This is a genomic window from Rhizorhabdus wittichii, assembly GCF_017607425.1.
GTDB classification, from domain to species: domain Bacteria; phylum Pseudomonadota; class Alphaproteobacteria; order Sphingomonadales; family Sphingomonadaceae; genus Rhizorhabdus; species Rhizorhabdus wittichii.
In genome coordinates this window covers 1153693-1180196 of sequence record NZ_CP059319.1, presented here as the reverse complement: position 1 = coordinate 1180196, position 26504 = coordinate 1153693, and the positions used below count along the sequence as shown (strand labels likewise).

At 69.0% G+C, this 26504-nt stretch carries 28 protein-coding genes; 15 read left to right on the top strand and 13 right to left on the bottom strand.

Annotated elements, in window-relative coordinates; translation table 11 throughout:
* Positions 1-34: 34 nt before the first annotated feature.
* Positions 35-319 carry a hypothetical protein gene (locus HRJ34_RS05745; protein ID WP_011951504.1) on the top strand — a complete coding sequence of 95 codons (285 nt, stop codon included), beginning with the start codon at positions 35-37 and terminating at the stop codon, positions 317-319.
* A 29-nt stretch (positions 320-348) separates the two neighbouring features.
* On the opposite strand, the gene HRJ34_RS05740 is transcribed toward HRJ34_RS05745, so the two are convergent.
* The 3 genes from HRJ34_RS05740 to HRJ34_RS05730 all read right to left on the bottom strand — a co-directional run bounded on the left by HRJ34_RS05740 (position 349) and on the right by HRJ34_RS05730 (position 2523).
* Positions 349-642 carry a hypothetical protein gene (locus HRJ34_RS05740; RefSeq protein ID WP_148218710.1) on the bottom strand — a complete coding sequence of 98 codons (294 nt, stop codon included), beginning with the start codon at positions 640-642 and terminating at the stop codon, positions 349-351.
* A gap of 44 nt (positions 643-686) precedes the next feature.
* Entirely contained in the window at positions 687-1430 is a 744-nt protein-coding gene (locus HRJ34_RS05735) for a Crp/Fnr family transcriptional regulator (RefSeq protein ID WP_011951502.1), read from the bottom strand.
* 115 nt (positions 1431-1545) lie between these two features.
* Positions 1546-2523 (bottom strand): LysR family transcriptional regulator, encoded by a 978-nt coding sequence (locus tag HRJ34_RS05730; protein WP_030091138.1) that lies wholly within the window; start codon positions 2521-2523, stop codon positions 1546-1548.
* 64 nt (positions 2524-2587) lie between these two features.
* Here HRJ34_RS05730 and HRJ34_RS05725 point away from each other — a divergent pair, with 64 nt between their 5' ends.
* A complete protein-coding gene (locus HRJ34_RS05725; protein ID WP_011951500.1) occupies positions 2588-4096 on the top strand; it encodes a CoA-acylating methylmalonate-semialdehyde dehydrogenase in 1509 nt (502 codons plus the stop codon).
* A gap of 59 nt (positions 4097-4155) precedes the next feature.
* Here the strand turns inward: HRJ34_RS05725 and HRJ34_RS05720 are convergent, their stop codons facing one another.
* Complete coding sequence (locus tag HRJ34_RS05720) at positions 4156-4461, bottom strand: GIY-YIG nuclease family protein (RefSeq protein ID WP_226949060.1); 306 nt, start codon at positions 4459-4461, stop codon at positions 4156-4158.
* Positions 4462-4529: 68 nt separating this feature from the next.
* Here HRJ34_RS05720 and HRJ34_RS05715 point away from each other — a divergent pair, with 68 nt between their 5' ends.
* From HRJ34_RS05715 to mmsB, 4 genes are read left to right on the top strand one after another with little or no spacing between them, the layout of a single operon-like run.
* Positions 4530-5675 (top strand): acyl-CoA dehydrogenase family protein, encoded by a 1146-nt coding sequence (locus HRJ34_RS05715; RefSeq protein WP_016745397.1) that lies wholly within the window; start codon positions 4530-4532, stop codon positions 5673-5675.
* 14 nt (positions 5676-5689) lie between these two features.
* Complete coding sequence (locus HRJ34_RS05710) at positions 5690-6754, top strand: enoyl-CoA hydratase/isomerase family protein (RefSeq protein WP_208634329.1); 1065 nt, start codon at positions 5690-5692, stop codon at positions 6752-6754.
* 11 nt (positions 6755-6765) lie between these two features.
* Positions 6766-7539, top strand: a complete 774-nt coding sequence (locus tag HRJ34_RS05705) for an enoyl-CoA hydratase-related protein (RefSeq protein ID WP_208633549.1) — start codon at positions 6766-6768, stop codon at positions 7537-7539.
* Positions 7540-7544: 5 nt separating this feature from the next.
* Positions 7545-8435: a 3-hydroxyisobutyrate dehydrogenase gene (mmsB, locus tag HRJ34_RS05700; RefSeq protein ID WP_208633548.1), complete on the top strand. Its 891-nt coding sequence runs from the start codon at positions 7545-7547 to the stop codon at positions 8433-8435.
* A 42-nt stretch (positions 8436-8477) separates the two neighbouring features.
* On the opposite strand, the gene HRJ34_RS05695 is transcribed toward mmsB, so the two are convergent.
* Positions 8478-10256 carry an ABC transporter transmembrane domain-containing protein gene (locus HRJ34_RS05695; protein ID WP_011951494.1) on the bottom strand — a complete coding sequence of 593 codons (1779 nt, stop codon included), beginning with the start codon at positions 10254-10256 and terminating at the stop codon, positions 8478-8480.
* 128 nt (positions 10257-10384) lie between these two features.
* Here HRJ34_RS05695 and HRJ34_RS05690 point away from each other — a divergent pair, with 128 nt between their 5' ends.
* Genes HRJ34_RS05690 through dgcA form a run of 3 tightly spaced genes read left to right on the top strand, consistent with a single transcriptional unit; the run spans position 10385 to position 14125 of the window.
* Positions 10385-11605, top strand: coding sequence for a polyhydroxyalkanoate depolymerase (locus HRJ34_RS05690; RefSeq protein ID WP_011951493.1), 1221 nt, complete (start codon positions 10385-10387; stop codon positions 11603-11605).
* Entirely contained in the window at positions 11598-13127 is a 1530-nt protein-coding gene (locus HRJ34_RS05685) for a hypothetical protein (RefSeq protein ID WP_226949059.1), read from the top strand. The genes HRJ34_RS05690 and HRJ34_RS05685 overlap by 8 nt, the downstream gene beginning before the upstream one ends.
* Complete coding sequence (gene dgcA, locus HRJ34_RS05680; protein ID WP_208633546.1) at positions 13127-14125, top strand: N-acetyl-D-Glu racemase DgcA; 999 nt, start codon at positions 13127-13129, stop codon at positions 14123-14125. Before HRJ34_RS05685 ends, dgcA begins: the two co-directional genes overlap by 1 nt.
* 12 nt (positions 14126-14137) lie before the next feature.
* On the opposite strand, the gene rimO is transcribed toward dgcA, so the two are convergent.
* The gene (gene rimO, locus HRJ34_RS05675) at positions 14138-15481 is read right to left on the bottom strand and encodes a 30S ribosomal protein S12 methylthiotransferase RimO (protein WP_029549057.1); all 1344 of its coding nucleotides are present in this window, start codon (positions 15479-15481) and stop codon (positions 14138-14140) included.
* A gap of 133 nt (positions 15482-15614) precedes the next feature.
* Between rimO and HRJ34_RS05670 the strand changes: the two genes are divergently transcribed.
* Both HRJ34_RS05670 and HRJ34_RS05665 read left to right on the top strand, forming a co-directional pair.
* A complete protein-coding gene (locus HRJ34_RS05670) occupies positions 15615-15887 on the top strand; it encodes a helix-turn-helix domain-containing protein (protein WP_011951489.1) in 273 nt (90 codons plus the stop codon).
* Positions 15884-17629 (top strand): SulP family inorganic anion transporter, encoded by a 1746-nt coding sequence (locus HRJ34_RS05665; RefSeq protein WP_208633545.1) that lies wholly within the window; start codon positions 15884-15886, stop codon positions 17627-17629. Before HRJ34_RS05670 ends, HRJ34_RS05665 begins: the two co-directional genes overlap by 4 nt.
* Here HRJ34_RS05665 and HRJ34_RS05660 read toward each other — a convergent pair.
* The 3 genes from HRJ34_RS05660 to serS are packed head-to-tail and all read right to left on the bottom strand — an operon-like array spanning position 17595 to position 20843.
* Positions 17595-18755, bottom strand: a complete 1161-nt coding sequence (locus HRJ34_RS05660; protein WP_208633544.1) for a M23 family metallopeptidase — start codon at positions 18753-18755, stop codon at positions 17595-17597. The two genes, HRJ34_RS05665 and HRJ34_RS05660, sit on opposite strands and share 35 nt — an antisense overlap.
* Positions 18756-18804: 49 nt before the next feature.
* On the bottom strand, positions 18805-19569 hold the full coding sequence (gene surE / locus HRJ34_RS05655; RefSeq protein WP_208633543.1) for a 5'/3'-nucleotidase SurE: 765 nt from the start codon (positions 19567-19569) through the stop codon (positions 18805-18807).
* A complete protein-coding gene (gene serS, locus HRJ34_RS05650) occupies positions 19566-20843 on the bottom strand; it encodes a serine--tRNA ligase (RefSeq protein WP_208633542.1) in 1278 nt (425 codons plus the stop codon). The genes surE and serS overlap by 4 nt, the downstream gene beginning before the upstream one ends.
* Positions 20844-21079: 236 nt before the next feature.
* On the opposite strand from serS, the gene HRJ34_RS05645 reads away from it, so the two are divergent.
* Complete coding sequence (locus HRJ34_RS05645; protein WP_016747368.1) at positions 21080-21586, top strand: preprotein translocase subunit YajC; 507 nt, start codon at positions 21080-21082, stop codon at positions 21584-21586.
* A gap of 152 nt (positions 21587-21738) precedes the next feature.
* Positions 21739-22206 carry an RNA polymerase-binding protein DksA gene (dksA, locus tag HRJ34_RS05640; protein WP_011951483.1) on the top strand — a complete coding sequence of 156 codons (468 nt, stop codon included), beginning with the start codon at positions 21739-21741 and terminating at the stop codon, positions 22204-22206.
* 242 nt (positions 22207-22448) lie between these two features.
* On the opposite strand, the gene HRJ34_RS05635 is transcribed toward dksA, so the two are convergent.
* Entirely contained in the window at positions 22449-22646 is a 198-nt protein-coding gene (locus HRJ34_RS05635) for a YdcH family protein (RefSeq protein ID WP_011951482.1), read from the bottom strand.
* 219 nt (positions 22647-22865) lie between these two features.
* Between HRJ34_RS05635 and HRJ34_RS05630 the strand changes: the two genes are divergently transcribed.
* Positions 22866-23021, top strand: a complete 156-nt coding sequence (locus HRJ34_RS05630) for a YdcH family protein (RefSeq protein WP_016747369.1) — start codon at positions 22866-22868, stop codon at positions 23019-23021.
* A 21-nt stretch (positions 23022-23042) separates the two neighbouring features.
* Here the strand turns inward: HRJ34_RS05630 and HRJ34_RS05625 are convergent, their stop codons facing one another.
* The 3 genes from HRJ34_RS05625 to HRJ34_RS05615 form a co-directional block, all read right to left on the bottom strand.
* The gene (locus tag HRJ34_RS05625; protein WP_011951481.1) at positions 23043-23432 is read right to left on the bottom strand and encodes a PilZ domain-containing protein; all 390 of its coding nucleotides are present in this window, start codon (positions 23430-23432) and stop codon (positions 23043-23045) included.
* Positions 23433-23560: 128 nt separating this feature from the next.
* A complete protein-coding gene (locus HRJ34_RS05620; protein ID WP_011951480.1) occupies positions 23561-24733 on the bottom strand; it encodes an acetyl-CoA C-acetyltransferase in 1173 nt (390 codons plus the stop codon).
* An 89-nt stretch (positions 24734-24822) separates the two neighbouring features.
* A complete protein-coding gene (locus HRJ34_RS05615; protein ID WP_208633541.1) occupies positions 24823-25890 on the bottom strand; it encodes an alpha/beta hydrolase in 1068 nt (355 codons plus the stop codon).
* A 20-nt stretch (positions 25891-25910) separates the two neighbouring features.
* On the opposite strand from HRJ34_RS05615, the gene phaR reads away from it, so the two are divergent.
* A complete protein-coding gene (gene phaR, locus HRJ34_RS05610) occupies positions 25911-26471 on the top strand; it encodes a polyhydroxyalkanoate synthesis repressor PhaR (RefSeq protein ID WP_011951478.1) in 561 nt (186 codons plus the stop codon).
* Positions 26472-26504 lie beyond the last annotated feature (33 nt).

The window sequence follows — 26504 nt, the reverse complement described above, 5'->3', positions numbered from 1 at the left end:
GCGGTGGTCGCGATCGGCACGATGGACAAAGTCGATGGCGTTTCTGCAACCCGATCTGCCGCCTTCCAGCGGCCCCGCCAAGGCGGTCGCTCTTGCTCCGGCGATGCACCACGGCATCCTCCGCCGCCCCGCGAAGCCGCAGCGGCCGATGCTGCGTTTCCTCGCGGTGCTGCTCGCGATCCTGTTCTTCGTCGTTCCCGGCTATCTCGCCGCGCGGGCAACCGAGTCGCTCGCGATCGGCATCCTCGCCGCCGACCTCGCTTTCCTCATCGTCGTGGCGGGCTGGTCCGCCGTCGCGGGCGGCGATCGCCACCGCTGATCCCGATACCGCGAGGGGATATCCGGCTTTTACTTGCCGTCCGGCGTTCGGTTCCCGGCATCCGATCGGACGGTCGCTTCGCCGCCCATGCCGGCACCGGCCGTCCCGGTCGCATCGCGCCGCGACTTGCGCGTCGCGCGCTTCATGTCGCTGCCGGGGGCGAGGGGCGTCTGCGCGGTCGAGTCCATGCCCGCTGCCGTCGAAGTCGCAGCGCTGTCGGGTGAGGCCCCCGCGCCGGCGGACGAACCGGCGGGCTGGGCCGCCGCCGCGGCCGCGATCAGGGCGAGGGCGGCCGTGGCGCCTCCCAGGAAAATAGTCTTCATGTCCTTCTCCTCATGGCGTCCGCCCGGCGGGCGGCGCATCGATGTCAGGCGGCGACCATGTCGGCGTCATGCGGGTAGACCCCTGCCAGCACCTGATCGAAATGCTCGCGGATGCGTTCGTTGCAGCCACAGGCGATGGCGTGGAGCTGTTCGACGTCCATGATCACGATCCGCCGCCGCCGCGAACTGAGGATGCCCTTCACGCCAAGCTGGCGCAGCGAGCGGTTGATGAAGCTGCGGCCGACGCCGAGCATCTCGCCGAGCTGTTCCTGGGTGATGGCGATCTCGTCGCGGCAGATGCGGTCGCGCGTGGCGAGCAGCCAGCGCGACAGCCGCTGGGCGATGGTGTGCGACGCGTTGCACGCCGCCGACTGGAAGAGCTGAGCGACCAGGCAGTCGGCATAGCGCGACATCCAATGGGCGATGCTCGGCGACTGCTGCCGCGCCTGGGCGAGCGCCGACAGCGGCAGGCGCAGGAAACGGCCGCCGAACTGGACATGGGCGCGGGCATAGGCGGGCAGCCGGCCCGACGACACCAGCCCGCAGATCGCGCCTTCCCGTCCGATCAGGGCGGCGTCGACCAGATGGTTGGCGTCCGCGGCGACGACGAAGGAGGCGGCTGCGTCGCCGAGCGGGAACCAGGAATAGCGGACATCGGTCCCGGCTTCCTGAAGGATCTTGCCCGGGGCGAATTCATGAAGGGTGAAGGACGGCATCAGCAGGTCCAGATCGTCGGGCTTGAGAGCGCCGAGCAAGCGGTTCTGCAGGACGGTTTCGCGTTCGATCATACTCAACTCCACTGGTCGGTATGAAACGTTGCACCTCCGTGCTTGTTCACTTCGCAACAGAAGGGATGCCGAAAAAAATTGGCGACCGAAACGAAAATCGCGTTTTTATCGAGGCTTATGCCTGGCCCTGAAGAGGCGATGGAAGGGTGGCGGTCGCCACGATTCCGTCGGATTCGCCGAGCAGGCGGCTCCGCTGCCGCAGCATCAGGGCCGACAGCCATTCGACGAACAGCGCGGTGCGGGGCAGGTGGCGGCTGTCCTGATGGGTCACGAGCCAGAAGGAGCGCGTGATCGCGACCTCCGGCAGCACCCGGACGAGCGCACCGTCCCGGTCGCCGATGAAGCAGGGCAGCACCCCGATCCCCGATCCCGCCGCGACCATCCGATATTGCGCGTTGATCGACGAGGAGCGCAGCCGTGCCTCGACCGCCGGGCCGAGCTCGTCGAGATAGTTGAGCTCGGGCGAATAGAGCAGGTCGGGGACATAGCCGATCATCCGGTGCGCGGGCAGGTCGCCGCGCGCCGCGATCGGCGGGTGCCGGTCGAGATAGGCGCGGGCCGCATAGAGGCGCAGCCGGTAGTCGGACAGCTTCTTGGTGATCAGCGGCCCGCGCTGGGGGCGGGCGAGCAGGATCGCGACGTCGGCCTCGCGCCGCGACGGATCGAGGAAGCCGCTGTTCGCGGCGAGGTCGATCGAAAGGTGCGGATGGGCGCCGGCGAACTCGCCCAGATGATGCGCCACCATCCAGGTGCCGAACCCCTCCGAGGCGCTGACCCGCAAATGGCCGCGCACGTCCTCGCCGTCGGCCTGGTCGCCGCCGCCGGCGATCGCGTCGGCCTCGCGCTCGATCGTCTCGACGCGGGCGAGCAGGCGGCGGCCCGCCTCGGTCAGGACATGGCCGTCGCGGCCCTGCACGAACAATGTCTGTCCGCCCAGGCTGCGTTCGAGCCGGCGGATGCGCCGGCCCACCGTCGTCGCATCGACGTCGAGCTGTCGCGCCGCGATGGTCAGCAGGCCGGTCCGCGCCAGCGACAGGAAAAATTGTAGGTCGTCCCAGTGCATTGCCTGCATTATTGCAGCCTTGGGCTGCATGGCAAGGCCTTGCCAGTCGGGCGGCGCGGGCCGATGGACGGCGCGACACGCAGGAGAGCAAATCATGGCCACCCAGGTGCGGGAAATTTCCCATTTCTTCGCGGACGGCTCCACCAGCCCCGCCACCCGTTTCAGCGATGTGTTCGATCCCAACAACGGCGTCGTCCAGGCGCGCGTCGCGCTCGGCGCGCAGGCCGACCTCGACAAGGCGGTCGCGCTCGCCAATGCGGCGCAGCCGGGCTGGGCCGCCACCAACCCGCAGCGCCGCGCGCGGGTGATGTTTCGCTTCAAGGAACTGGTCGAGAAGAACATGGAGGAGCTGGCGCACCTCCTCTCCTCCGAACATGGCAAGGTGATCGCCGACGCCCGCGGCGACGTCCAGCGCGGGCTCGAGGTGATCGAGTTCGCCTGCGGCATCCCGCACGTCCTGAAGGGCGAGTTCACGATCGGCGCCGGCCCCGGCATCGACGTCTATTCGATGCGCCAGCCGCTCGGCATCGTCGCGGGGATCACCCCGTTCAACTTCCCGGCGATGATCCCGATGTGGATGTTCGGCGTCGCCATCGCGGTCGGCAACGCCTTCATCCTCAAGCCGTCGGAGCGCGATCCCTCGGTGCCGGTCCGCCTCGCCGAGCTGATGAAGGAGGCCGGCCTTCCCGACGGCATCCTGCAGGTCGTGCAGGGCGACAAGGTGATGGTCGACGCGATCCTCGACCATCCCGAGATCAAGGCGGTCAGCTTCGTCGGCTCGTCCGACATCGCCCATTATGTCTATCAGCGCGGCGTCGCCGCCGGCAAGCGCGTCCAGGCGATGGGCGGCGCCAAGAACCACGGCATCGTCATGCCCGACGCCGACCTGGACCAGGTCGTCAACGACCTCGCGGGCGCGGCCTTCGGCTCGGCGGGCGAGCGCTGCATGGCGCTGCCGGTCGTCGTGCCGGTCGGCCAGGACACCGCCGATCGCCTGCGCGCCAAGCTGATCCCGGCGATCGAGGCGCTGCGCGTCGGCGTGTCGACCGACAAGGAGGCGCATTACGGCCCGGTCGTCACCGCCGCGCACAAGGCGAAGATCGAGAGCTATATCCAGATGGGCGTCGACGAGGGCGCCGAACTGGTCGTCGACGGCCGGGGCTTCACGCTGCAGGGGCACGAGAAGGGCTTTTTCGTCGGCCCGACCCTGTTCGACCACGTCAAGCCGACGATGCGCAGCTATCAGGAGGAGATCTTCGGCCCGGTGCTGCAGATCGTCCGCGCCGCCAATTTCGAGGAGGCGCTCGCGCTGCCGAGCCAGCACCAGTATGGCAACGGCGTCGCGCTGTTCACCCGCAACGGCCATGCCGCGCGCGAGTTCGCGGCGCGCGTCAACGTCGGCATGGTCGGCATCAACGTGCCGATCCCGGTGCCGGTCGCCTATCACACCTTCGGCGGATGGAAGCGCTCGGGCTTCGGCGACACCAACCAGCACGGCATGGAAGGCGTGAAGTTCTTCACCAAGGTGAAGACGGTGACGCAGCGCTGGCCCGACGGCGGCGCCTCGGGCGACAGCGCTTTCGTCATCCCGACCATGGGGTGATGCAGCCGGTGGAACGCGGATGGAATCGTCATGCTGACGAACGTCAGCATCCATTCGCGCTACGCCGGTCGGGGAAAGCCGAGGTCGAGGGCGCGATCCTCCCAGAAGGGATTGTGCTCCTCGACCAGGGCGATCTTCCAGTCGCGGCGCCAAGCCTTGAGTTGCTTCTCGCGATGGATGGCGGTCGGCATGTCGTCGAACATCTCGAAATATACCAGACGGAAGACATTGTAGCGCGACGTGAAACCGGGAATAGCCTTGGTCCGATGTTGGTGAAGGCGGGTCATCAGATCGCTGGTGACGCCGATGTAGATCGTGCCGTGGCGCCCGCTGGCGAGGATATAGACGCAGGGGTTGCGTTCCATGATCGACCGTTGCGGCAATGGATGCTGAATCAAGTTCAGCATGACGGAGTAGGAGCCAGGGTCAACCCATGACCGATCAGTTCGAACTGACCGATGACCAGCGCGCCATCCAGGAGATGGCGCGGAAATTCACCGCCGACGCGATCACCCCGCACGCGGCCGAGTGGGACGAGAAGCACATCTTCCCGCGCGAGACGATCCAGGCCGCCGCGGCGCTCGGCTTCGGCGGCATCTATGTGTCGGAGGAAGCCGGCGGGATCGGTCTCGGCCGGCTCGAGGCGGCGCTGATCATGGAAGCGATGGCCTATGGCTGTCCGTCGACCTCGGCGTTCATCTCGATCCACAACATGGCCGCCTGGATGATCGACCGCTTCGGTTCGGACGATCTCAAGGGCCGCTATCTGCCCGACATGATCGCCTGCCACCGGATGGGGTCCTATTGCCTGACCGAGCCGGGCTCGGGCTCGGACGCGGCGGCGCTCAAGACCCGCGCGGTGCGCGACGGCGACGACTATGTCGTCAGCGGCTCCAAGGCCTTCATCTCGGGCGGCGGCGAGAACGAGGTCTATGTCGTCATGGTCCGCACCGGCGAGGACGGGCCCAAGGGCATTTCTTGCCTGGTCATCGACAAGGACATGCCCGGCGTCAGCTTCGGCGCGCAGGAGAAGAAGCTGGGCTGGCATTCGCAGCCGACCGCCCAGGTCAATTTCGACGGCGTCCGCGTACCGGTCGCCAACCGCGTCGGCGGCGAGGGGGAGGGGTTCCGCATCGCGATGATGGGGCTCGACGGCGGCCGTCTCAACATCGGCGCCTGCTCGCTCGGCGGCGCCCAGCGCTGCCTCGACGAGTCGGTCTCCTATACCAGGGAGCGCAAGCAGTTCGGCCAGCCGATCGCCGATTTCCAGTCGATCCAGTTCACCCTGGCCGACATGGAGACCGAGTTGCAGGCCGCCCGCATGCTGCTCTACGCCGCCGCCGCCAAGGTGACCGCCAACGCTCCCGACAAGACCCGCTTCGCGGCGATGGCCAAGCGCTTCGCGACCGACACCGGATCGGCCGTGGTCGATCGCGCGCTTCAGCTTCACGGCGGCTACGGTTATCTGCAGGATTATCCGATCGAGCGTTTCTGGCGCGACCTGCGCGTCCACCGGATCCTCGAAGGAACCAACGAGATCATGCGGATGATCACCAGCCGGGAGCTGCTGCGCCAATGACCGATCCAGTGCCGATGACCAATCCGGTGAATGACGACGTCCTGATCTTCGTGGAGGGGCGGACCGGCCGCATCCGCCTCAACCGGCCCAAGGCGATCCACGCGCTGACCCACCCGATCTGCACCGCGATGATCGGCGCGCTCACCGCCTGGGCGACCGACGATGCGGTCGACCTGGTGATGATCGACCATGCCGAGGGCAGGGGCTTCTGCGCCGGCGGCGACATCCGCCACATCGCCGAGAGCGCCAAGGGCGACGGTTCGGAAGGGCGCGCCTTCTTCCATGAGGAATATCGCCTCAACCATCTGCTGTTCACCTATGCCAAGCCGACCATCGCCTTCATGGACGGCATCACCATGGGCGGCGGCGTCGGCATCTCGCAGCCCTGCTCGATCCGCGTCGTCACCGAGCGGACGATGTACGCGATGCCGGAAACGGGCATCGGCCTGTTCACCGATGTCGGCGGCGGCCGCTATCTGTCGCGGATGCCGGGCCGCATGGGCCAATATGTCGGGCTGACCGGCGCCCGCCTCAACGGCGCCGAATGCCTCGCCCTGGCGCTGGGCACCCATTATGTCGAAAGCGACGGTATCGAGGCGCTGAAGGCGGCGATCCTCGGCAATCCGGGGGCGGTCGACGCGGCGCTGCGCAGCGCGGTCTCGGCGGTGCCGCCCGCGCCGATCCTCGACCGGCAGGCCGATATCGACCGGCTGTTCGCATCGGACCGCTATGAGGACATCGTCGCGGCGCTCGCCGCCGACGGCGGCGACTGGGCGCTGGCGACGCTGAAGACGCTCGGGACCAAGTCGCCCCAGGCCTGCAAGGTGGTGCTCCGCCTGCTCGCCGAATCCGCGCGGATCGACGATTTCGCCGAGGAGATGGCGATGGAATATGCGGTCGTCGTCCGCGTCATCCAGCGGCCCGACATCGTCGAGGGGGTTCGCGCCCTGATCGTCGACAAGGACAATGCGCCGCGCTGGAACCCACCGACCGCGGCGGGCGTCAGCGATGCCGACATCGACGCAATCTTCGCGCCGCTCCCGCCGTCCGAGGCGTGGACGCCTCTGCCCAACGCCTGAAAGGTTCGCCCATGTCCTATGAAACGATCCTCGTCGAGACCCAGGGGCCGGTCACGGTCATCCGGCTGAACCGTCCGCAAGCGCTGAACGCGCTCAACACGCAGGTGCTGGCCGACCTGATCGTCGCGTTCCGGGCGTTCGATGCCGATCCGGACCAGCGCTGCGCGATCCTGACCGGCAGCGAGAAGGCGTTCGCGGCCGGCGCCGACATCAAGCAGATGCAGGAGAAGGGCTATGCCGAGATGTTCGGCGAGGACTTCTTCGCCGACTGGAGCAAGGTCACCGGGACGCGCAAGCCGTGGATCGCGGCGGTGGCGGGCTTCGCGCTGGGCGGCGGCTGCGAGCTGGCGATGATGGCCGACATCATGATCGCCGCCGACAATGCCCGCTTCGGCCAGCCCGAGATCAAGCTCGGCGTCTGCCCCGGCATGGGCGGGTCGCAGCGGCTCACCCGCGCGGTCGGCAAGTCGAAGGCGATGGACATGTGCCTGACCGGCCGGATGATGGACGCGACCGAGGCCGAGCGCGCCAATCTGTGCAGCAAGGTCGTGCCGCTCGCCGATCTGATGGACGAGGCGATGAAGATGGCGCAGGCGATCGCCGCGATGCCGCCGCTCGCCGCCATCGCCAACAAGGAGGCGGTCAACGCCGCCTTCGAGACCGGCCTCCACCACGGCCTGCTGTTCGAGCGCCGCAGCTTCAACGGCCTGTGCGCCACCGACGACAAGGCCGAGGGCATGGCCGCCTTCGTCGAGAAGCGCCCCGGCGTCTGGAAAGGAAAGTGAGCATCATGGCGACGATCGGTTTCATCGGGCTCGGCAATATGGGCGGCGGCATGGCCGCCAATCTGGCGAAGAAGGGCCATGACGTGCGCGCCTTCGACCTGTCGAAGGAGGCGCTCGACCGCGCCGTGGCGGCGGGGTGCGTCGCCGCCGGATCGGCGGCCGAAGCGGTCAAGGACGCCGAATATGTCGTCAGCATGTTGCCGGCGGGCCAGCATGTCCGCGCGGTCTATGAGAATGACGTGTTCGGATCGGTGCCGCCCTCGGCGCTGCTGATCGATTGCTCGACGATCGACGTCGCCTCGGCGCGCGCCGTCAACGGCGCGGCGGCGGCCAAGGGGCTGGCGATGGTCGACGCCCCCGTCTCGGGCGGCATCGCCGCCGCCAATGGCGGCACGCTGACCTTCATGGTCGGCGGCAGCGCCGAGCATTTCGCCCGCGCCGAGCCGGTGCTCGCGCTGATGGGCAAGGCGGTGATCCATGCCGGCGGCGCCGGTTCGGGCCAGGCGGCGAAGATCGTCAACAACATGATCCTCGGCGCGACGATGGTCGCGACCTGCGAGGCCTTCGCGCTCGCGAGCAAGCTCGGCCTCGACCTCCAGACCTTCTACGACATCTCGTCCAAGGCGAGCGGGCAGAGCTGGTCGATGACCAGCTATTGCCCGGTCCCCGGCGTCGGCCCGCAGAGCCCGGCCGACAACGGCTATGACGGCGGGTTCGCGGCGGGCCTGATGCTCAAGGACCTCAAGCTCGCGGTCGAGGCGGCGCAGGGCGTCGGCGCCAGCGTGCCGATGGGCGGCCATGCCGAAAGCCTCTACCAGGCCTTCGCCAACCTCGGCGGCGCCGGCAAGGACTTCTCGGCGATCATCAAGCTGCTCGACGGCAGCTACAGGGTCTGAGCTCTGATCTCCCCTCCCTGGAAAGGGAGGGGGGATTCTCGATCATGCCGCTACGTCGTTGAACTGGAGCCGCGCCAGCCGCGCGTAGAGGCCGCCCTGCGCGCTCAGCGTCGCATGGTCGCCCTGTTCGACGATCCGGCCCTGGTCCATCACGATGATCCGGTCGGCGGCCCGCACCGTCGCCAGCCGGTGGGCGATGACGATGGTCGTGCGCTCCTTCATCAGCCGGTCGAGCGCGTCCTGCACCAGCCGCTCGGATTCGGCGTCGAGCGCCGAGGTCGCCTCGTCGAGCAGCAGCAGCGGCGCGTCGCGCAGGATCGCGCGGGCGATGGCGATGCGCTGGCGCTGGCCGCCCGACAGGCGCGCGCCCGCTTCGCCGAGGAAGCTGTCGAGCCCGTCCGGAAGCGCGCGCAGGAAGGAGGCGGCGTTGGCGGCCTCCGCCGCGGCCCAGATCGCGTCGTCGTCGGCATCCCAGCGGCCGTAGCGAAGATTGTCGCGCGCCGAGGCGCCGAACAGCACCGTCTCCTGCGGCACCACCGCGATCCGGGCGCGGATGTCGGCCGGGTCGGCATCGGGCAGGGCGATCCCGTCGAGCCGGATCGCGCCGCTTTCGGGGTCGTAGAAGCGCTGCGCCAGTTGCAGGATCGTCGACTTGCCGGCCCCCGACGGGCCGACCACCGCGACCATCTCGCCGGGCTCGACGGTGAAGCTGACGTCGTCGAGCGCGAGCATCTCCGGCCGGGTCGGGTAGCGGAAGCCGACATGGTCGAAGCTCAGCCGGCCGCGCGGAGGCTGGGGCAGGGCGATCGGCTTGGGCGGCGCCTTGATCTCGGCCTCGGCGGTCAGCAGTTCGGACAATCGCGCCGCGGCGCCGGCCGCGCGGACGATGTCGCCATAGACCTCGGCCAGCGCGCCGAACGCGCCGGCGACGAGGCCGCCGGTCAGGATGAAGGCGGCGATCGAGCCGCCCGACAGCCGGCCGTTCGCGACGTCGATCGCGCCCTGCCACATCACCATCGTGATCGATCCGAAGATCAGCCCGATGATGATCGCGGTCATCACCGCGCGGGTGCGGATGCGCCGCCGCGCGGTGTCGAAGCTGCTGCCGACCACCGCGCCGAAGCGCTCGGCCTCGCGCGATTCCTGGTTGAAGCCCTGGACGATCTTCATCGCGCGCAGCGTCTCGGAGACGGTGGCGCCGACATCGGCGATCCGGTCCTGCGTGCTGCGCGACAGGTTGCGCAGCCGCCGGCCCATCAGGATCACCGGCAGCATCACCACCGGGATTCCCAGCAGCAGCATCGCCGCCAGCTTGGGCGCGATCGCGAACAGGTAGATGATCCCGCCGATCGCCAGCACGATGTTGCGCAGCGCGACCGACACGGTCGTGCCTACCACCTGCTCGATGATCGCGGTGTCGGCGGTCAGGCGCGACGCGATCTCCGACGGCCGGTTCTCCTCGAAGAAGCGCGGCGCGAGGCGGAGCAGGTTGGCCTGCACCGCGATCCTGATGTCGGCGACGACGCGCTCGCCCATCCACGAGACGAAGTAGAAGCGGGTCGCGGTCGCCAGCGACAGCACCAGGACGATCAGCAGCAGATAGTGGAAATAGGGACCGACGTCGCCGCCCGAGGCGATGAAGCCCTTGTCGATCACCAGCCGGAAGCCGCCGGGGATGGCCAGCGTCGCGCAGGCGGCGACCACCAGCGCGGCCAGCGCCGCGGCGATCCTTCCCGGATAGCGGCGCGCGAAGCGCCAGATCATCGTCAACTCGCCGAGCTTGCGCTCGGACGTCTCGGGATTCGGGTCGCGCCGTGCCATGACGCGCGCCCTAGCAATTTGCCTCGCGCATCTCAATTGCGCTGGCGACGGCAAGCTTATGGCAATATGCTTCGGCTATCCTTACATTGGCGAGATCAGGGGTCCTACGCATCCCTCCGGAGAAATGCATGCTGTACGACGCTTATGAGTTCCAGCGCACCATGCTGTCCGCGGCCAGCGCCTGGGCCAATCTGGGCGCCCAGTGGCTCCAGAATCCGCTGAATCCGATGTCCTACAGCAATATGGCGCCGATGATGGCGTCGGGGCTCGACGTGTTCGCCCATGCCTCCGCCTCGCGCGGCAAGCCTGATTTCGGCTTCACCCAGGTCGAGGTCGACGGCCGCAAGGTCGCCGTCACCGAGGAGATCATCCTCCGCAAGCCGTTCGGCCAGCTCAAGCGCTTCCGCCGCCGCGGCATCACCGGGCAGCCCAAGCTGCTCGTCGTCGCGCCGATGTCGGGCCATTATGCGACGCTGCTGCGCGGCACGGTCGAGCGGCTGCTGCCGCGCCACGACGTCTATATCACCGACTGGCGCGACGCACGGCTCGTCCCGCTCGAGGAGGGGCGCTTCGATCTCGACGACTATATCGACTATCTGGTCGAGTTCCTCGAGAAGCTCGGGCCCGGCACGCACATGCTGGCGGTGTGCCAGCCTTCGGTCCCGGCCTATGCCGCCGCGGCGCTGATGGCGGCGGACAACCATCCCTGCCGTCCGAAGACGCTCACCATGATGGGCGGCCCGGTCGACACGCGCGAGGCGCCGACCGCGGTCAACACCGTCGCCACCCAGCGCCCGCTCGCCTGGTTCGAGCAGAACGTCATCCACACCGTGCCGGTCTATTATCCGGGCAGCGGCCGCCGGGTCTATCCGGGCTTCCTCCAGCTCACCGGCTTCATGGCGATGAACCTGGGCAACCATCTCGTCAGCCATTGGAGCATGTTCAAGCATCTCGTCGAAGGCGACGAGGAGGGCGCGGATTCGACCAAGGCCTTCTATGACGAATATCGTTCGGTCTGCGACATGACCTCGGAATTCTATCTCCAGACGATCGACCAGGTGTTCCAGCGCCACCTGTTGCCCAGGGGCGAGTTCCTGCATCGCGGCCGGCCGGTCGATCCCGGAGCGATCAAGGATATCGGCCTGCTGGCGATCGAGGGCGAGCGCGACGATATCTCGGGGATTGGCCAGACCAAGGCGGCGCTGACGCTCGCGACTTCGCTGCCCGCGAAGAAGAAGAAATATCTGCTCGCCGAGCGGGTCGGCCATTACGGCATCTTCAACGGCCGGCGCTGGCGCGAGAAGATCGCCCCGGTCGTGGACGACTGGATCGCGGCGCATGATGGGTAGGAGCGTCCGTCTCCTTCCCGCCCTCGCGCTGGCGCTCGCCGTCGCGTACCCGATCCGCGCGCAGAACCTTCCGGCCGATACGGCGCGGCAGGAGGCGATCGGCCGGGCCCAGCAGGCCGCGGCGGCGGACGATTGCGCCGGCGTGCTCGGGGCGCTCGATCCGCTGGTTCCGGGCCTCGCCCAGGGCGACCAGCGCACCTTGATCCAGCGGCTGCGGCTGATCTGCCTCGGCCGCGAGGGGCGGTTCGAGGAACTGGCCGAAGTCCAGCACGAGCTGACCGTGGCGATGCCGCGCGACGGCACGGTCCGCGCGTTCGGCGTGATCATCGCGCTGGGCGAGGAGCGCTTCGCCGACGCCGCCGACCAGCTCGCGACGCTCGCTGCATCCTCGCCCTCGTCGCTCAACATCCTGACCGGCGCGGCGGTCCGCGAAATCTCGACACGGCTCCAGCAGAGCAACGCGCTCGCGGTCCGCAACCGGATGATGATCGCGCTGGCGCGCGCCGACTGGGAGCCGTCCGACATCCCCGAGCTGCGGACCGGTTTCGCGGAAGGGGCGATCAGCGCGCTGCTCGACGAAGGCCAGCCCGACGAGGCCGAGGGCCTGCTCGAACGGATCGAGCAGCCCGAGTTGCTGAGTTCGATGCTCGTCGACCGCCATTACGCTCCGATCTGGCGCGCGGTCGAATCGCGGCTCGGGCCGGCCGGCGGCCTCTCGGTCGACAATTTCGCGCGCGACAAGCTCGGGACCTATGTCGACATGCCGACGTCCGACACGGCGTTGCGCGACGCCGCGAACGCGATGCTGCTGCTCGGCCGCTACCCCGACCTGATCGACATGACCGACGACGTCGCGGTCAGGGAAGGGATGAGCCGGGACGAGGTGCAGACCGTGCTGATGCGGGCCCGCGCGCTCGCCGTCCTCGGCCGCACCGCCGAGGCCGATCGCGTGCTGGCGCCGTTCATGACGCTCGATCCGGCTAGGTCGCCCGAGATCGTCACCGCGCTGATCACCTATCCCGAGTTCCTCGACGAGACCGGCCAGTCGGCCCGGGCGCTGGAGACGGCGCGCGCGGTGCGCGACCGGGGCGCGAGCGTGATCAACGGCTTCGGCATGCGCTGGGTCGACCGGACCGAGATCTGCGCGCTGAGCGCGCTCGGCCGTACCGCCGAGGCGGGCGCGGCGATCGACCGGCTGAAGCCGCGCTTCGGCGAGAACCATGCCGCGCTGATCGAGTCGCTGCTCTGCGCGAAGCGCGACGCCGAGGCGAGCGAGTTCGCGCTCAAGGCCTTCGCCGACAAGGACGCCGGGACCGAGCTGATCTATCAATTCCAGCCTGAAGGCTCGATCTGGGGGGCGGGGCCGTCGCGGCTGCGCGACCTGTGGACCGCCTTCCTCGCCCGCCCGGCGATCAAGGCCGCGTTCGAGAAACGCGGGCGGATATTGCCGCGCGCCTATTGGCCCGGCGCCAAGCCGCGCGAGATACCGCGCCGCCCGGCCGCGGGGGAAAACCTCACCTGATGCCGACGGCCGAGGGGCGGCGGCTCGTCGCGCGGATCGAGACCTGGCCGGTGGCCGGCAGCTTCGTGATCGCGCGCGGCGCGAAGACGCGGGTCGACGTGGTCGTGGTCGAGATATCCGAGGCCGGCTATCGCGGCCGGGGCGAGGCCACCGCGATCTATTATCATGGCGAGAGCGCCGAAAGCGTGCGGGCGCAGGCCGAGGCGATGGCGGACGCGATCGCCGAGGGCATCGGCCGCGACGATCTGCTGCGCGCGATGCCGCGCGGGGCCGCGCGCAACGCGATCGATGCCGCGCTGTGGGACCTGGACGCGAAGCGGACGGGCCGCCCGGCCTGGTCGCTGGCGGGCCTGGCGGAACCGATGCCGGTGCAATCGGCCTTCACCATCTCGCTCGGCGAGCCCGATCGGATGGAGGCCGACGCGCGCGCGGCCGCGCTGGTCTATCCGCTGCTCAAGCTCAAGCTGGCGGGGGAGGGCGACATCGACCGCGTCGCGGCGGTCCGCCGGGGCGCCCCCGAAGCGCGGCTGATCGTCGACGCCAATGAAGGCTGGACGGGGCGCGACGTGGTCGCCGAGGCGGCGGCGCTGCTGCCCTATGGCGTCGAGCTGATCGAGCAGCCGGTCCGGGCCGGCGAGGACTGTCTCCTCGACGGCCTGCGCTCGCCGATCCCGCTCTGCGCCGACGAAAGCTGCCAGGACCGCGCCGATCTCGCGCGCTGCGCCGGGCGCTACCAGGCGATCAACATCAAGCTCGACAAGGCGGGCGGGCTGACCGAGGCGCTCGCGCTGGCCGCCGAGGCGCGGTCGATGGGGCTGGAGCTGATGGTCGGCTGCATGCTGTCGACCTCGCTCGGCATCGCGCCCGCGATCCTCGCCGCGCAGCAGGCCCGCTGGGTCGACATCGACGGCCCGCTGCTCCTCGCCGCCGACCGCGACGATCCAGTCCGCTTCGATCGCGGGGTGGCCTATCCGGCCCGGCCCAGCCTCTGGGGCTGACGCGGAACCGGTCTAACGCGCCGCAGCCACCGGGACGCCGAACAGGTCATGCTCGTCGGCATCCTCGATCTCGACCGCGACGATGGCGCCGGGCTCGAGCCCGCCCGCGTCGCGCAGATGGACCTCGCCGTCGATCTCGGGCGCGTCGGCCTGCGATCGGCCGGTGGCGCCGCCTTCATCGTCGACCGCGTCGATGATCACGTCGAGCGTCCGGCCGACCTTGGCGGCGAGCTTGGCGGCCGAGATCGCGGCGGTCTTCGCCATGATCCGGGCGTAGCGCTCCTCCTTGACCTCTTCGGGCACCGCGCCGGGCAGGTCGTTGGCGGGGGCGCCGGCCACCGGCTCGAAGCGGAAGGCGCCGACCCGGTCGAGCTGCGCCTCGTCGAGCCAGTCGAGCAGATATTGGAAATCCGCCTCGGTCTCGCCGGGGAAGCCGACTACGAAGGTCGAACGGATCGCGATGTCGGGGCAGATCGCGCGCCAGCCGGCGATCCGTTCGAGCACCTTCGCCTCGTTGGCCGGGCGCTTCATCGCCTTCAGCACCGGCGGGCTGGCATGCTGGAACGGGATGTCGAGATAGGGGGTGATCAGCCCCTCGGCCATCAGCGGGATGACATGGTCGACATGCGGATAGGGGTAGACATAATGGAGCCGCACCCAGGCGCCGAGCTTGCCCAGTTCGCGGGCGAGGTCGGTCATGTGCGCGCGGACCTCGCCGCCGCCCTTCAGCGGGAAGGCCTTGTGCCTGAGGTCGAGGCCGTAGGCCGAGGTGTCCTGGCTGATCACGAGCAGCTCGCGCGTGCCCGCCGCGACCAGCTTCTCCGCCTCGCGCAGGATCGCGTCGGGCCGGCGGCTGACCAGGTCGCCGCGGATCGACGGGATGATGCAGAAGCTGCACCGGTGATTGCAGCCCTCGGAGATCTTCAGATAGCTGTAGTGGCGCGGGGTGAGCTTGAGCCCCGCCTCGGGCACCAGGTCGACATAGGGCGAGGGCGGGACCGGCGCCGCGTCGTGGACCGCGCCGACCACCTCCTCATATTGGTGCGCGCCGGTGATCGCCAGCACCTTGGGGAAGCGCGCGCGGATCGCCTCCGCCTCGTCGCCCATGCAGCCGGTGACGATGACCCGGCCATTCTCGGCAATCGCCTCGCCGATCGCCTCCAGGCTCTCCTCCTTGGCGCTGTCGAGGAAGCCGCAGGTGTTGACGAGGACGACGTCGGCGCCGGCATAGTCGGGCGACAGGCCGTAGCCGTCCGACCGCAGCTTGGTCAGGATGCGTTCGCTGTCGACCAGGTTCTTGGGACAGCCAAGCGAAACCATGCCGATCTTCGGCGGGGAGGGGAGTTCGATTGCCATGGGTGGCGCGCACATAGGGACTTTTGCGGGAAATTGCGAGGCTCAGCTTCACGCTGGCGTTTGAACCACCATGAATGATGTTCTATACATCAATCTTACCATATGATATGGAAGAGTTCAGAGAGGTGGAGCGATGATCACCGCCGCGCAGATGCGGGCCGCCAGGGCCCTTTTGGGAATCGACCAGCGCCAGCTCGCCGAAATGTCCGGCGTGTCGCTGCCGACCATCCAGCGGATGGAGGCGAGCGAGGGGACGGTCCGGGGCGTGATCGACACGCTGACCAAGATCGTCGAGGCGTTCGACGCGGCCGGCGTCGAGCTGATCGGCAACAACGCGCCGAGCACCGGGCAGGGGCGCGGCGTGCGGTTGAAGCAGGCCCCCGGGCCGGCCGGCGCCGGATCATGACCGCGCGGGCGCGCCGACCCGGCTTCGTCGAGCTGTTCACCCCGAAGCTCGTCACCATATTGCGCGACCGCTACGGCCTAGCCGACCTCAGGGCCGACGCGCTCGCCGGCTTCACCGTCGCGATCGTCGCACTGCCGCTGTCGATGGCGATCGCGATCGCCTCCGGCGTGACGCCCGATCGCGGGCTCTATACCGCGATCGTCGGCGGCTTCATCGTCTCGGCGCTGGGCGGGAGCCGCTTCCAGATCGGCGGGCCGGCGGGCGCCTTCATCGTCCTGGTCGCCGCGACGGTGGCGAAACACGGCGTCGACGGGCTGATCCTCGCCACCTTCCTGGCCGGACTGATGCTGCTCGCCATCGGCTTCCTGCGGCTCGGCACCTTCATCAAATATATCCCCTATCCGGTGACCGTCGGCTTCACCTCAGGGATCGCGGTGGTGATCTTCGCGAGCCAGCTCAAGGAGCTGATGGGCCTGACCCTGGCGGGGCCCGAGCCGGCCGCGATCCTGCCCAAGCTCGCGGCGCTGCGCGCGGCGCTGCCGACCATCAACGGAGCGGCGGTGACGGTCGCGCTGCTCTCGCTGGCGATCATCATCGCGGTCCGGCGGTTCCGGCCGAACTGGCCCGCCTTCATCATCGCGATCGCCGTCGCCAGCGTTCTCGGCGCGCTGCTTTCGCTGCCGGTCGAGACGATCGGGACGCGCTTCGGCGGCATTCCCCGGTCGCTGCCCGTGCCGCACCTGCCCGACGTCTCGCCCGACCGGATCGTCGCGCTGCTGCCGGCGGCGCTGTCCTTCGCGCTGCTCGGCAGCATCGAGAGCCTGTTGTCGGCGGTCGTCGCCGACAGCATGACCGGCCGCCGCCACCGCTCCAATGCCGAACTGGTGGCGCAGGGCTTCGCCAATGTCGGCTCGTCGCTGTTCGGCGGTATCTGCGTCACCGGCACGATCGCCCGTACCGCGACCAATGTCCGGGCCGGCGCGCGCGGGCCGGTGGCGGGCATGCTCCATTCGCTGTTCCTGCTGCTGATGATGCTCGTGGCGGCGCCGCTCGCCAGCTTCATCCCTCTAGCCGCGCTCGCCGCCGTGCTCGCCATGGTCTGCTGGAACATGGCCGAGAAGCATGAATTCGCGACGCTGCTGCGCGCTTCGCGCGGCGATGCGGTGGTGCTGGTCGCGACCTTCCTGTTCGTCGTCTTCCGCGATCTCACCACCGGCATCCTGGTCGGCTTCGGGCTGGGCGCGCTGCTGTTCCTCCACCGCATGGCGCAGGCCGTCGAGGTCGAGAGCGGCCGCCCGGTCGTGGCGGCCGACGTCGCCGATGACGGGACGGCGGACGGCGATCGCCCCCGCTACGACGCGGCGCTCTCGGCCGATCCGTCGATCATGGTCTGCCGGATATCGGGCGCCTTCTTCTTCGGCGCTGCGGCGACCGTCGGGGCGGCGCTCGACGGCGTCGGCGGCGGCCAGCCCCGGGCCTATGTCGTCGACTTCTCGGACGTGCCGCTGCTCGATTCGACCGCGGCTGCGACGATCGCCGGGCTGGCGCGCAAGGCGGCGCGGCAGGACGCCTTGCTCTACCTGACCGGTACGCGCCCCGCGATCCGCCGCGTGCTGTTCGCGCACGGCGTCCGTCCGCCCCATGCGCGCTTCAAGGCGACGATCGAGGCCGCCGTCGCGGCGGCGCGTAGGACGATGGCGGCGGGGGTCAGCTCCGCGACGGCAGATAGCTCAGCGGATTGACCGGCTTCAGCCCGCTGCGGATCTCGAAATGGAGCTGCGGTTCGGGCGTATAGGGGCTCGATCCGCTCTTCGCGATCGTCTGGCCCTTCACCACTTTCTGCCCGCGCGTCACGGTGATGCTGTCGGCATAGCCATAGGCGCTGATCCAGCCGTCGCCATGCCGCAGCAGGACCAGCGTGCCATATGCGGGGATGTCCTGGCCGACATAGGCGACCACGCCGTCGGCGGCGGCGGCGATCGGCGTTCCGCGCGGGGTGCCGATGTTGATGCCCTGGTTGATCTGCCCGCTCGAATAGCGGCCGAAGCCGCGCAGCACGGGGCCGCGCACCGGCCAGGCGAAGCGCCCGTCGAAGCGTGACGGCTCCGCCACCGCGACGGTCGGGGCGACCGGCTTGGCGGCGGTCGGGACCGGCGGCGCCGGCTGCTCGCTGGTGGCGAGCGCGGGCTCGGAGCCCGAGATCAGGTCCTCGATGTCGACGCGGAAGGCGGCGGCGCGCTCGTCGGCCGACATGCTGGCGACTTCGTGCTGGCTGGGCAGCAGCAGCCGCTGGCCGTCGCGCAGGATATAGGGCTCCTCCAGGTCGTTGATCTCGGCGATCCGCTTCCATTCGACGCCATAGGCGCGGGCGATGGCGATGCCGGTCTCGCCCTTGCCGACCTTGTGATAGCGGCCGCCGGGAATCTTGAGCTTCTGGCCGACCAATATCTTGAACGGCGGCTCGATCCGGTTGATCCGCGCGATCGCCTCGGACGCGGCGCCGGTCTTGTCGGAAATGCCGCGCAGCGTGTCGCCGGACTTCACGACATAGGTCTGGGCGGCGACCCGACCGCCGCTCGGCGTCACCGTGCGGACCTGCTGGCGGGCGGCGGCGGCGGCGATGCCGTTGAGAGACCGCCGGCGGCGGCGGGGTGAGGGGCCGGGGGTTGCGGCGCCGGGGTGGGCGCGGAGTCGGCGTCGTGGTTCGTTTCGTCGTGCGCGGCGGCTTGCCTGGGCGGCGTCGCCTCTCGGCGGCGTGAGGGGCGCCGGGCGCTGGCTGGGCGCGGGACGGTCCGGCGCCGGAATGCACGCGGTGGCCAGCAGCATGACCAGGAGGGCGGGCGTCGAGCGTCGGATCAGCGGAGCCATGCCGCCCTGTTAGCAGCCTTGGCCGACGATGCCACCCCGCTCGCTTCGATCAGCGGTAGAGCGCCGTCGTCGCGGCCAGCGCGGCATGGTTGGTCATGTCGCAATGGAGCGGGGTCACCGTCACCCAGCCGTCGGCGGCCGCTTCCAGGTCGGTGCTGTGCGCCGGGGTGCTGGGCATGCCGGCGAGCTTGATCCAGTAATAGTCGAAGCCGCGCGGGTCGGTGCGCTGGAGGATTTCGGTCTGGCCATAGTCGCGCAAGCCCTGGGGAACCACGCGGATGCCGAGCACCTGCTCCGGCTCGCGCGCCGGGAAGTTGACGTTGTACAGGCTGCGCGGCGCCCAGGGCGCGTCGAGCAGCGGGCGCAGCACCTTCTCGCCCCACGCCTCGGCCGCCGCGAAGCTGACGTTCGGGCCGGCGCCCTCGCGGGCATAGACCTGGCTCAGCGCGATCGACGGGATGCCGGCGAGCGCGCCTTCCATCGCCGCCGAGACGGTGCCCGAATAGCTGACGTCCTCGCCCAGGTTGGCGCCGCGGTTGACGCCCGACAGGATCAGCTCGGGCGGCGCGTCCTTCATGACCCGCGCCAGCGCCATCATCACCGCGTCGGTCGGCGTGCCCGCGACGGCGAAGCGCTTCTCGCCGAGCTGGCGCAGGCGGAGCGGTCGGGTCAGGGTCAGCGACCGGCCCGCGCCCGAACGCTCGCTGTTCGGCGCGACGATGGTGATGTCGTCGGACAAGGCGCGGGCGATGCGTTCGAGCACGGCCATGCCCGGCGCATGGATGCCGTCGTCATTGGTGAGGAGTATCCTCATGCCGGGCGCAGCTCGGCGATCCCGCCCATATAGGGGACGAGCGCCTCGGGGATCGTCACCGATCCGTCGGCCTGCTGGTAATTCTCCAGCACCGCGACGAGGGTGCGGCCGACCGCGAGGCCCGATCCGTTGAGGGTGTGGACGAAGCGGGTGCCCTTGCTCTCGCCGGCCGGGCGATAGCGCGCGTTCATCCGGCGCGCCTGGAAGTCGCCGCAGTTGGAGACGCTGCTGATCTCGCGATAGCAGCCCTGGCCCGGCAGCCAGACCTCCAGGTCGAAGGTCTTGCGCGCGGTGAAGCCCATGTCGCCGGTGCAGAGCAGGACGCGGCGATAGGGCAGGCCGAGCGCCTCCAGGATCGCCTCGGCCGCCTTGGTCATCGCCTCGTGGACCGCGTCGGACTGTTCGGGCGTGGTGATCGCGACCAGCTCGACCTTCTCGAACTGGTGCTGGCGGATCAGCCCACGCGTGTCGCGGCCCGCAGCACCTGCCTCGGAACGGAAGCAGGGGGTGAGCGCGGTCATCTTCATCGGCAGTTCGGCCTCGGCCACTATCTGCTCGCGGACCAGGTTGGTCAGGCTGACCTCGGCGGTCGGGATCAGCCAGCGGCCGTCGGTGGTGCGAAACAGGTCCTCGGCGAACTTCGGGAGCTGGCCGGTGCCGAACACCGCTTCGTCGCGGACCAGCAGCGGCGGGATAACCTCGGTGAAGCCGGCGGCGGTCTGCCGGTCGAGCATGAACGCGCCGAGCGCGCGCTGCAGCCGGGCGATGCCGCCCTTGAGCACCGCGAAGCGCGCGCCGGAGATCGCGGCGGCCGCCTCGAAGTCGAGGCCCAGCGGACCGGCGAAATCGGCATGCTCGCGCGCCTCGAAGGCGAAGGCGGGCGGGGTGCCCCAGCGGTGCTGCTCGGCATTGTCCTGCTCGTCGGCGCCATCGGGAACGTCGGCGGCGGGCAGGTTGGGGATCGCGGCGAGCGTGGCGTCGAGCGCGGCCTCGACCTCGGCGCCCTCGGCCTCCAGCGCGGGCATGCGCTCCTTGAGCGCCGCGACCTCGGCCATCAGCGCGGATGCGGTCGCTTCGTCCTTCTGCGCCTTGGCCTGGCCGATCGCCTTCGACGCCTCGTTGCGGCGGGTCTGCGCGGCCTGCAATTCGGTCGCGATCGCGCGGCGGCGCTCGTCGAGCGCGAGCAGTCGCGACGATGCCGACTCGGCTCCCCGGCGGGCGATGGCGGCATCGAAGGCGGCGGGATCTTCGCGGATCAGGCGGATGTCGTGCATGGCCCGCCTATGGCGCCGAAGCCCGTTGCGCGCAACCGCCCGCGCGAACCCGCGCGCGGCGGAAACGGGGCGAGGCGGGCCGGGGACATCAGGTCGTTTCGCCCCGCCAGCGGGTCGGCTGACCGAAAAAGGGTGGAACAGGCGGCTCCATCCGGGCGTCAATAGGTGGAATCCCCTTACCCATAGCGAGGAGTATGGATGTGACTTTGCGAGCTGCCTTTCTTGCCACTGCCCTGATGACGATCGCCGCCGGCCCGGCCTTTGCCCAGGAGGCCGCCCCGGCCGCCGCCGCGAAGGTCAACGTGACGCAGGGTGCGAGCGTTTCGGACGCGAAGGGCGGGGCCGTCGGCACCATCGCATCGGTGAACGGCGACGTCGCCGTCATCGACACCGGCGCGATCAAGGCCAGCGTTCCCACCTCGGCCTTCGCCCAGAGCGACAAGGGCCTGCTGATCGGCATGACCAAGGACGAGCTGGAGGCCGCCGCCAAGGGCGCCTCGCAACAGCAGCAGGAGCAGTTCCTGGCGTCGCTGGCGCCCGGCGTCGCCGTCACCGACCAGAGCGGCGGCGCGGTCGGCACGATCGAGGCGGTCGAGGGCGACATGGTGACGATCGCCACGCCGAACGCCAAGGCCAAGCTGCCCAAGAATGCGATCGCCCAGGGGCCGAACGGGCCGGTGATCGGAATGACCCAGGCCCAGCTCGAAGCCGCGGTCAAGTCGACCACGCCGCCGGCCGGCTGAGTCCACCACACGGATAATCCCCAAAAATCTGCGCCCGCGCACAGCCTGTCGGCTTGTGTGCGGGCGTTGTGCTGTCTATAGGCGCGGCGGGCCGTCCATGGCGTCAGGTCAATTGGCCGACAAGGGGTGGACGGACGAAAGCGGAGAGTCGAATGGCATCGTCGCTGAGTGGGCGTATGGATGGTCGGGAACCGGTGAACGTGTCTACGGTGGAACTGGACGACGGATACAGGCCTTCGCCTGACGAGCCCTTCATGAACGATCGGCAGCTCGCCTATTTCAAGGCGAAGCTCCTCCTCTGGAAGGACTCCATCCTCAAGGAGTCGGCGGGAACGCTGCAACAGCTCCAGATCGATTCGCTGCGCGAGCCCGACCTCACCGACCGCGCGTCGAGCGAGACGGACTGGTCGATCGAGCTCCGGACCCGCGATCGCCAGCGCAAGCTGATCTCGAAGATCGACGCCGCGCTGCGCCGGATCGAGGAAGGCGAATATGGCTATTGCGAAGTGACCGGCGAGCCGATCTCGCTGGGCCGCCTCGAAGCCCGCCCGATCGCGACGATGACGGTCGAAGCCCAGGAGCGCCACGAGCGCAACGAGAAGGTCAGCCGGGAAGAATAGAGCCCGGCTTTTTTATTGCTTCCTTTTCAAGGCGTCATGCCAGCGCAGGCTGGGGTCCATGTCTCTCATCAGCCAGACGGCATCTGAGAAGACAACAGACATGGATGCCAGCCTTCGCTGGCATGACGATTAAGGGAATGAAACGGGACGCGAAGCGTCCCGCAAGGCCGAACGGCCGCCCGAGCTTATGCGAGGAAAGCCAAGCGGGCGGATGCCCGCGCCGGCGCCTGAGGCCCAACAAACTACGCGATGATATCCGGGATCAGCAGGTCCTCGAGCTGGGAGATCTCGTCCTTGATCCGCAGCTTGCGCTTCTTGATTCGGGCGAGCTGGAGCTGGTCGACGGCGGGGGCCGTCTGCAGCGCCTCGATCGCTGCTTCCAGATCGCCATGCTCCTGGCGGAGAACCTGGATACGTCGCGTAATGACCTCGCTGTCCAACCGACTCGCTCCAAGCCCTGCAATGCTGCGCCGATTCTAGCGGCACAGGGGGCTTCGGCTCAACCCCGTCAGCCGCCGAGCGGAGGAGGTGAAGGGCTGTTTCTCGCGGGTAACGGCCAATCGTGCCCGGTGTCGGTCCAAGGCTTTTTTTGGGCGAGACAGACGGGGCGAATCATGATCTATTGGTCGGCCCAGTCGGAGTGAAAGGAGACAGTCTAGATGTCGACTACCCATTCGTCCGCAATGCTCGCCAAGCACGCCGGGATCGAAGCCCGGATCGCCGTGGAGAGCCGCAGGCCGGCACCGGACATGGTGCTGATCAGCGAACTGAAGAAGCAGAAGCTTCGAATTAAAGAGGCGCTTGCCCGCCTTTAAAGCCACGCAGGGGATTGAGGATCAATCGATCCTCAATCCAGGCCTGCGGACCCTTCCCATATCGATGACCTTGCGGAGATGATCGTCCGACCCGGCGGTCACGGGTAGCCGCGCGCGCTTGGGATCGATCGTCTCGTCGAAGGTGATCCCCATCCGCCCGTTGCGGACCCAGACGATCTCGCCCTGGACCAGGCCGATGCCGCGCAGGCCGATCTCGACATGCGCGCCGACGTCATATTCGACCTTCGAATCGGCCATCAGGCCGGTCGACGACAGGTTGCGGATGCGGATCGGCTGCGTGTCGCGGGCATAGTCGCCCGCGGCCTTGATCGTGCCCATCAGCAGCAGGCTGTCGCGCTTGCGCAGGCGGTTGCCCGGTTGCGGCGGCGCCTCTCCGGCGATGTCGGCCATGCTCGTCCCCTGTTGGAATCCAGCGGGACCATTAGCCTTTCGGCGGTTTATGGGGAGTTAAGACGGGAAGCGAAAAGGCCGCGGCCCACCTTCCCCGAGGCCGGGAAAGGCGGGCGCGACGGTGTCGATCAGCGTTCGATGCACATGGCGATACCCATGCCGCCGCCGATGCACAGGGTGACGAGGCCCTTCTTCGCGTCGCGCTTCGCCATTTCGTAGATCAGCGTGGTCAGCACGCGCGCGCCGGAGGCGCCGATCGGGTGGCCGATCGCGATCGCGCCGCCATTGACGTTGACGATGTCGGCGTTCCAGCCGAGCTCCTTGCCGACCGCCAGAGCCTGCGCCGCGAACGCCTCATTGGCTTCGATCAGGTCGAGGTCGGCGATCGTCCAGCCGGCCTTTTCGAGCGCCAGCTTCGACGCCGGCGCCGGGCCGATTCCCATGATCGACGGGTCGACGCCGCAGGTCGCCCAGCTCGCGATCCGGCCGAGCACGGGGGCGCTGCGCTTGGCGGCGTCCTCCGCCGACATCAGCACCAGCGCGGCGCCGCCGTCGTTGATGCCGCTGGCGTTGGCGGCGGTGACGGTGCCGTCCTTCTTGAAGGCGGGCTTGAGCGCGGACATCGCCTCGATCGTCGCGCCGGCGCGGATATATTCGTCGCGCGCCACGATGGTGTCGCCCTTGCGGCCCTTGACGGTGACGGCGGCGATCTCGTCGTCGAAGCGGCCGGCGGCCTGCGCGGCTTCGGCCTTGTTCTGGCTGGCGACGGCGAAGGCGTCCTGCTCGGCGCGGCCGATCTGGTACTTCTCCGCCAGATTCTCGGCGGTGATGCCCATATGATAACCGTTGAAGGCGTCGGTCAGGCCGTCAAGGATCATGGTGTCGACCAGCGAGGCGTTGCCCATCTTGAAGCCGCCGCGCAGATTCTGCGCGTGCATCGACAGCGACATGCTCTCCTGGCCGCCGGCGACCACCACCCGCGCGTCGCCGCAGCGGATCGACTGGGCGGCGAGGGCGACGGCGCGCAGGCCGGAGCCGCAGACCTGGTTGACGCCGAAAGCGGTCGCCTCCTTGGGGATGCCCGCGTTGATCGCGGCCTGGCGCGCCGGGTTCTGGCCCTGGCCGGCGGTCAGCACCTGGCCGAGCACGGCCTCCTGCACCTCGGCCGCCGCGACGCCCGCCTGGGCGAGCGCAGCCTCGATCGCCACGCGGCCCAGCTCATGCGCCGGGGTGGTCGCGAACGCGCCCAGGAAGCTGCCGACGGGGGTACGCTTGGCGCCGGTGATCACGATGTCAGTCATAGTCGCTCCTGCCTTCGTTTCGCGTGTGCGAACGGCTCAAGAGGCCGATTTCATCGACTCACGCGCTGGTTTTTCCGGCGTGGGGACTATCAGCTATTCCGCAGATGCGAAAGCCATGTGGAAAGATGGTTCCACAGCGATCCCGGCGCGCGCCGCCCGACCACCATGCCGACATGCCCTTCGTCCAGCGCGATCCGTTCGCCGCCCCGCCAGGCGCTCGCGGCGGGGGTGATGCGGTCGGTGGTCGACAGGATGTTGAGCAGCGGGATGGAGAGCGCGGCGGGATCGACGATGCGCCCGCCGACGGTCCACCGGCCGGCGCCGCTGACATTCCCCGACATCAGGCCTTCCATCAGCTCGCGGCCGGCGGCGAGCGGCAGGGGCGGGCCGTCATTGGCCCAGTCCTCGACCGCGACATAGTTCTGGCCCTCGGCGCTGGCGGCGTCCTTGGCGGCGAATTGCTCGAACTTGGCGATGGTGCGGGAGGGATCGATCCGCCAGAAGATCTGCTGCAGCACCTCGGCCGGCAACAGGCCGAAGCGGCTCGCCACCGGTTCCGCGCTGCGCCAGAGTTCGAGCAGGTCGTTCCGCGTCTGCGAAGAAAATCCGCCGAAATCCCATGGTGCGGCGATCAGCGCGAGCGCCCTGGGCGGGCGCAGCATCGCCGCCGCGATGCTCATCGTTCCGCCCAGGCAATAGCCGGCCAGCGCGGCGTCGGGGCCGAGCAGGTCGAGCGCCGGCAGGATATAGCGCTCGACATGGCCGCCGACGTCGACGTCCGCCTCGTCGGCGCCGGGAACGCCCCAGTCGAGCAGCACCGGATTGAGCCCGCGCGCCGCCAGCCCGCGCATCATCGAATTTTCAGTGCTGAGATCAAGGATTTCGGAGCCGTTGATGAGCGAGGGCACGAACAGCACCGGCGGCCCTTCCGCGCCATGGCCGCGCAGCGTGACCCGGCCGATCCGGCCGACCACCGCGGCCTCGGGCGGGCGCGGGGGGCGGGGGGCGTTCTGATAGGCGCGCAGGCCCGCCAGCGCGGCTCGCATCCGCGCGGAATCTTCCGCGGTTTCGTTGCGCAGCATGTCCAGGAACAGAGGCAAGGGCCGCGGCCTGTGTTGCGGCGCGGAAAGATTTGATGCTATGTCAGTCATCAGCATTGGTCGGCAGGTGGGGAATCATGGCGAAATCATCGGACGGCTCGGGTACGGTCATCATCAAGAAATACGCCAATCGCCGGCTGTATAATACCGAAACATCGAGCTACATCACCCTCGACCATCTCGCCGCCATGACGCGCGAGGGGCGCGATTTCAAGGTGATCGACGCCAAGACCGAGGAGGACATCACCCATAACGTCCTCACCCAGATCATCATGGAGGAGGAGAACCGCGGCCAGACGATGCTGCCGGTGAGCTTCCTGCGCCAGCTCATCTCGCTCTACGGCGATTCGATGCAGTCGATGGTGCCGCAATATCTCGAAGCGTCGATGGACGCCTTCCGCCGCAACCAGACCCAGTTCCGCCAGGCGATGGAAGGCGCGTTCGCCGGCGGCCCGTTCGCCGAGCTGGCCAAGCGCAACATGGAGATGTTCGAGGCCGCCGCGAGCGCGTTCAAACCGCAGCGCCCCGAGGGCGCGGCCAAGGACGCCCCCGCCGCCGAGACCCCGCCGCGCAGCGAAGTCGAGGCCCTCAAGGCCCAGCTCGCCGCGATGCAGGAGCAGATCAACAAGCTCAAGTGACGGCGGCGGCGTCAGCCGGCCGCGGTCATCCCG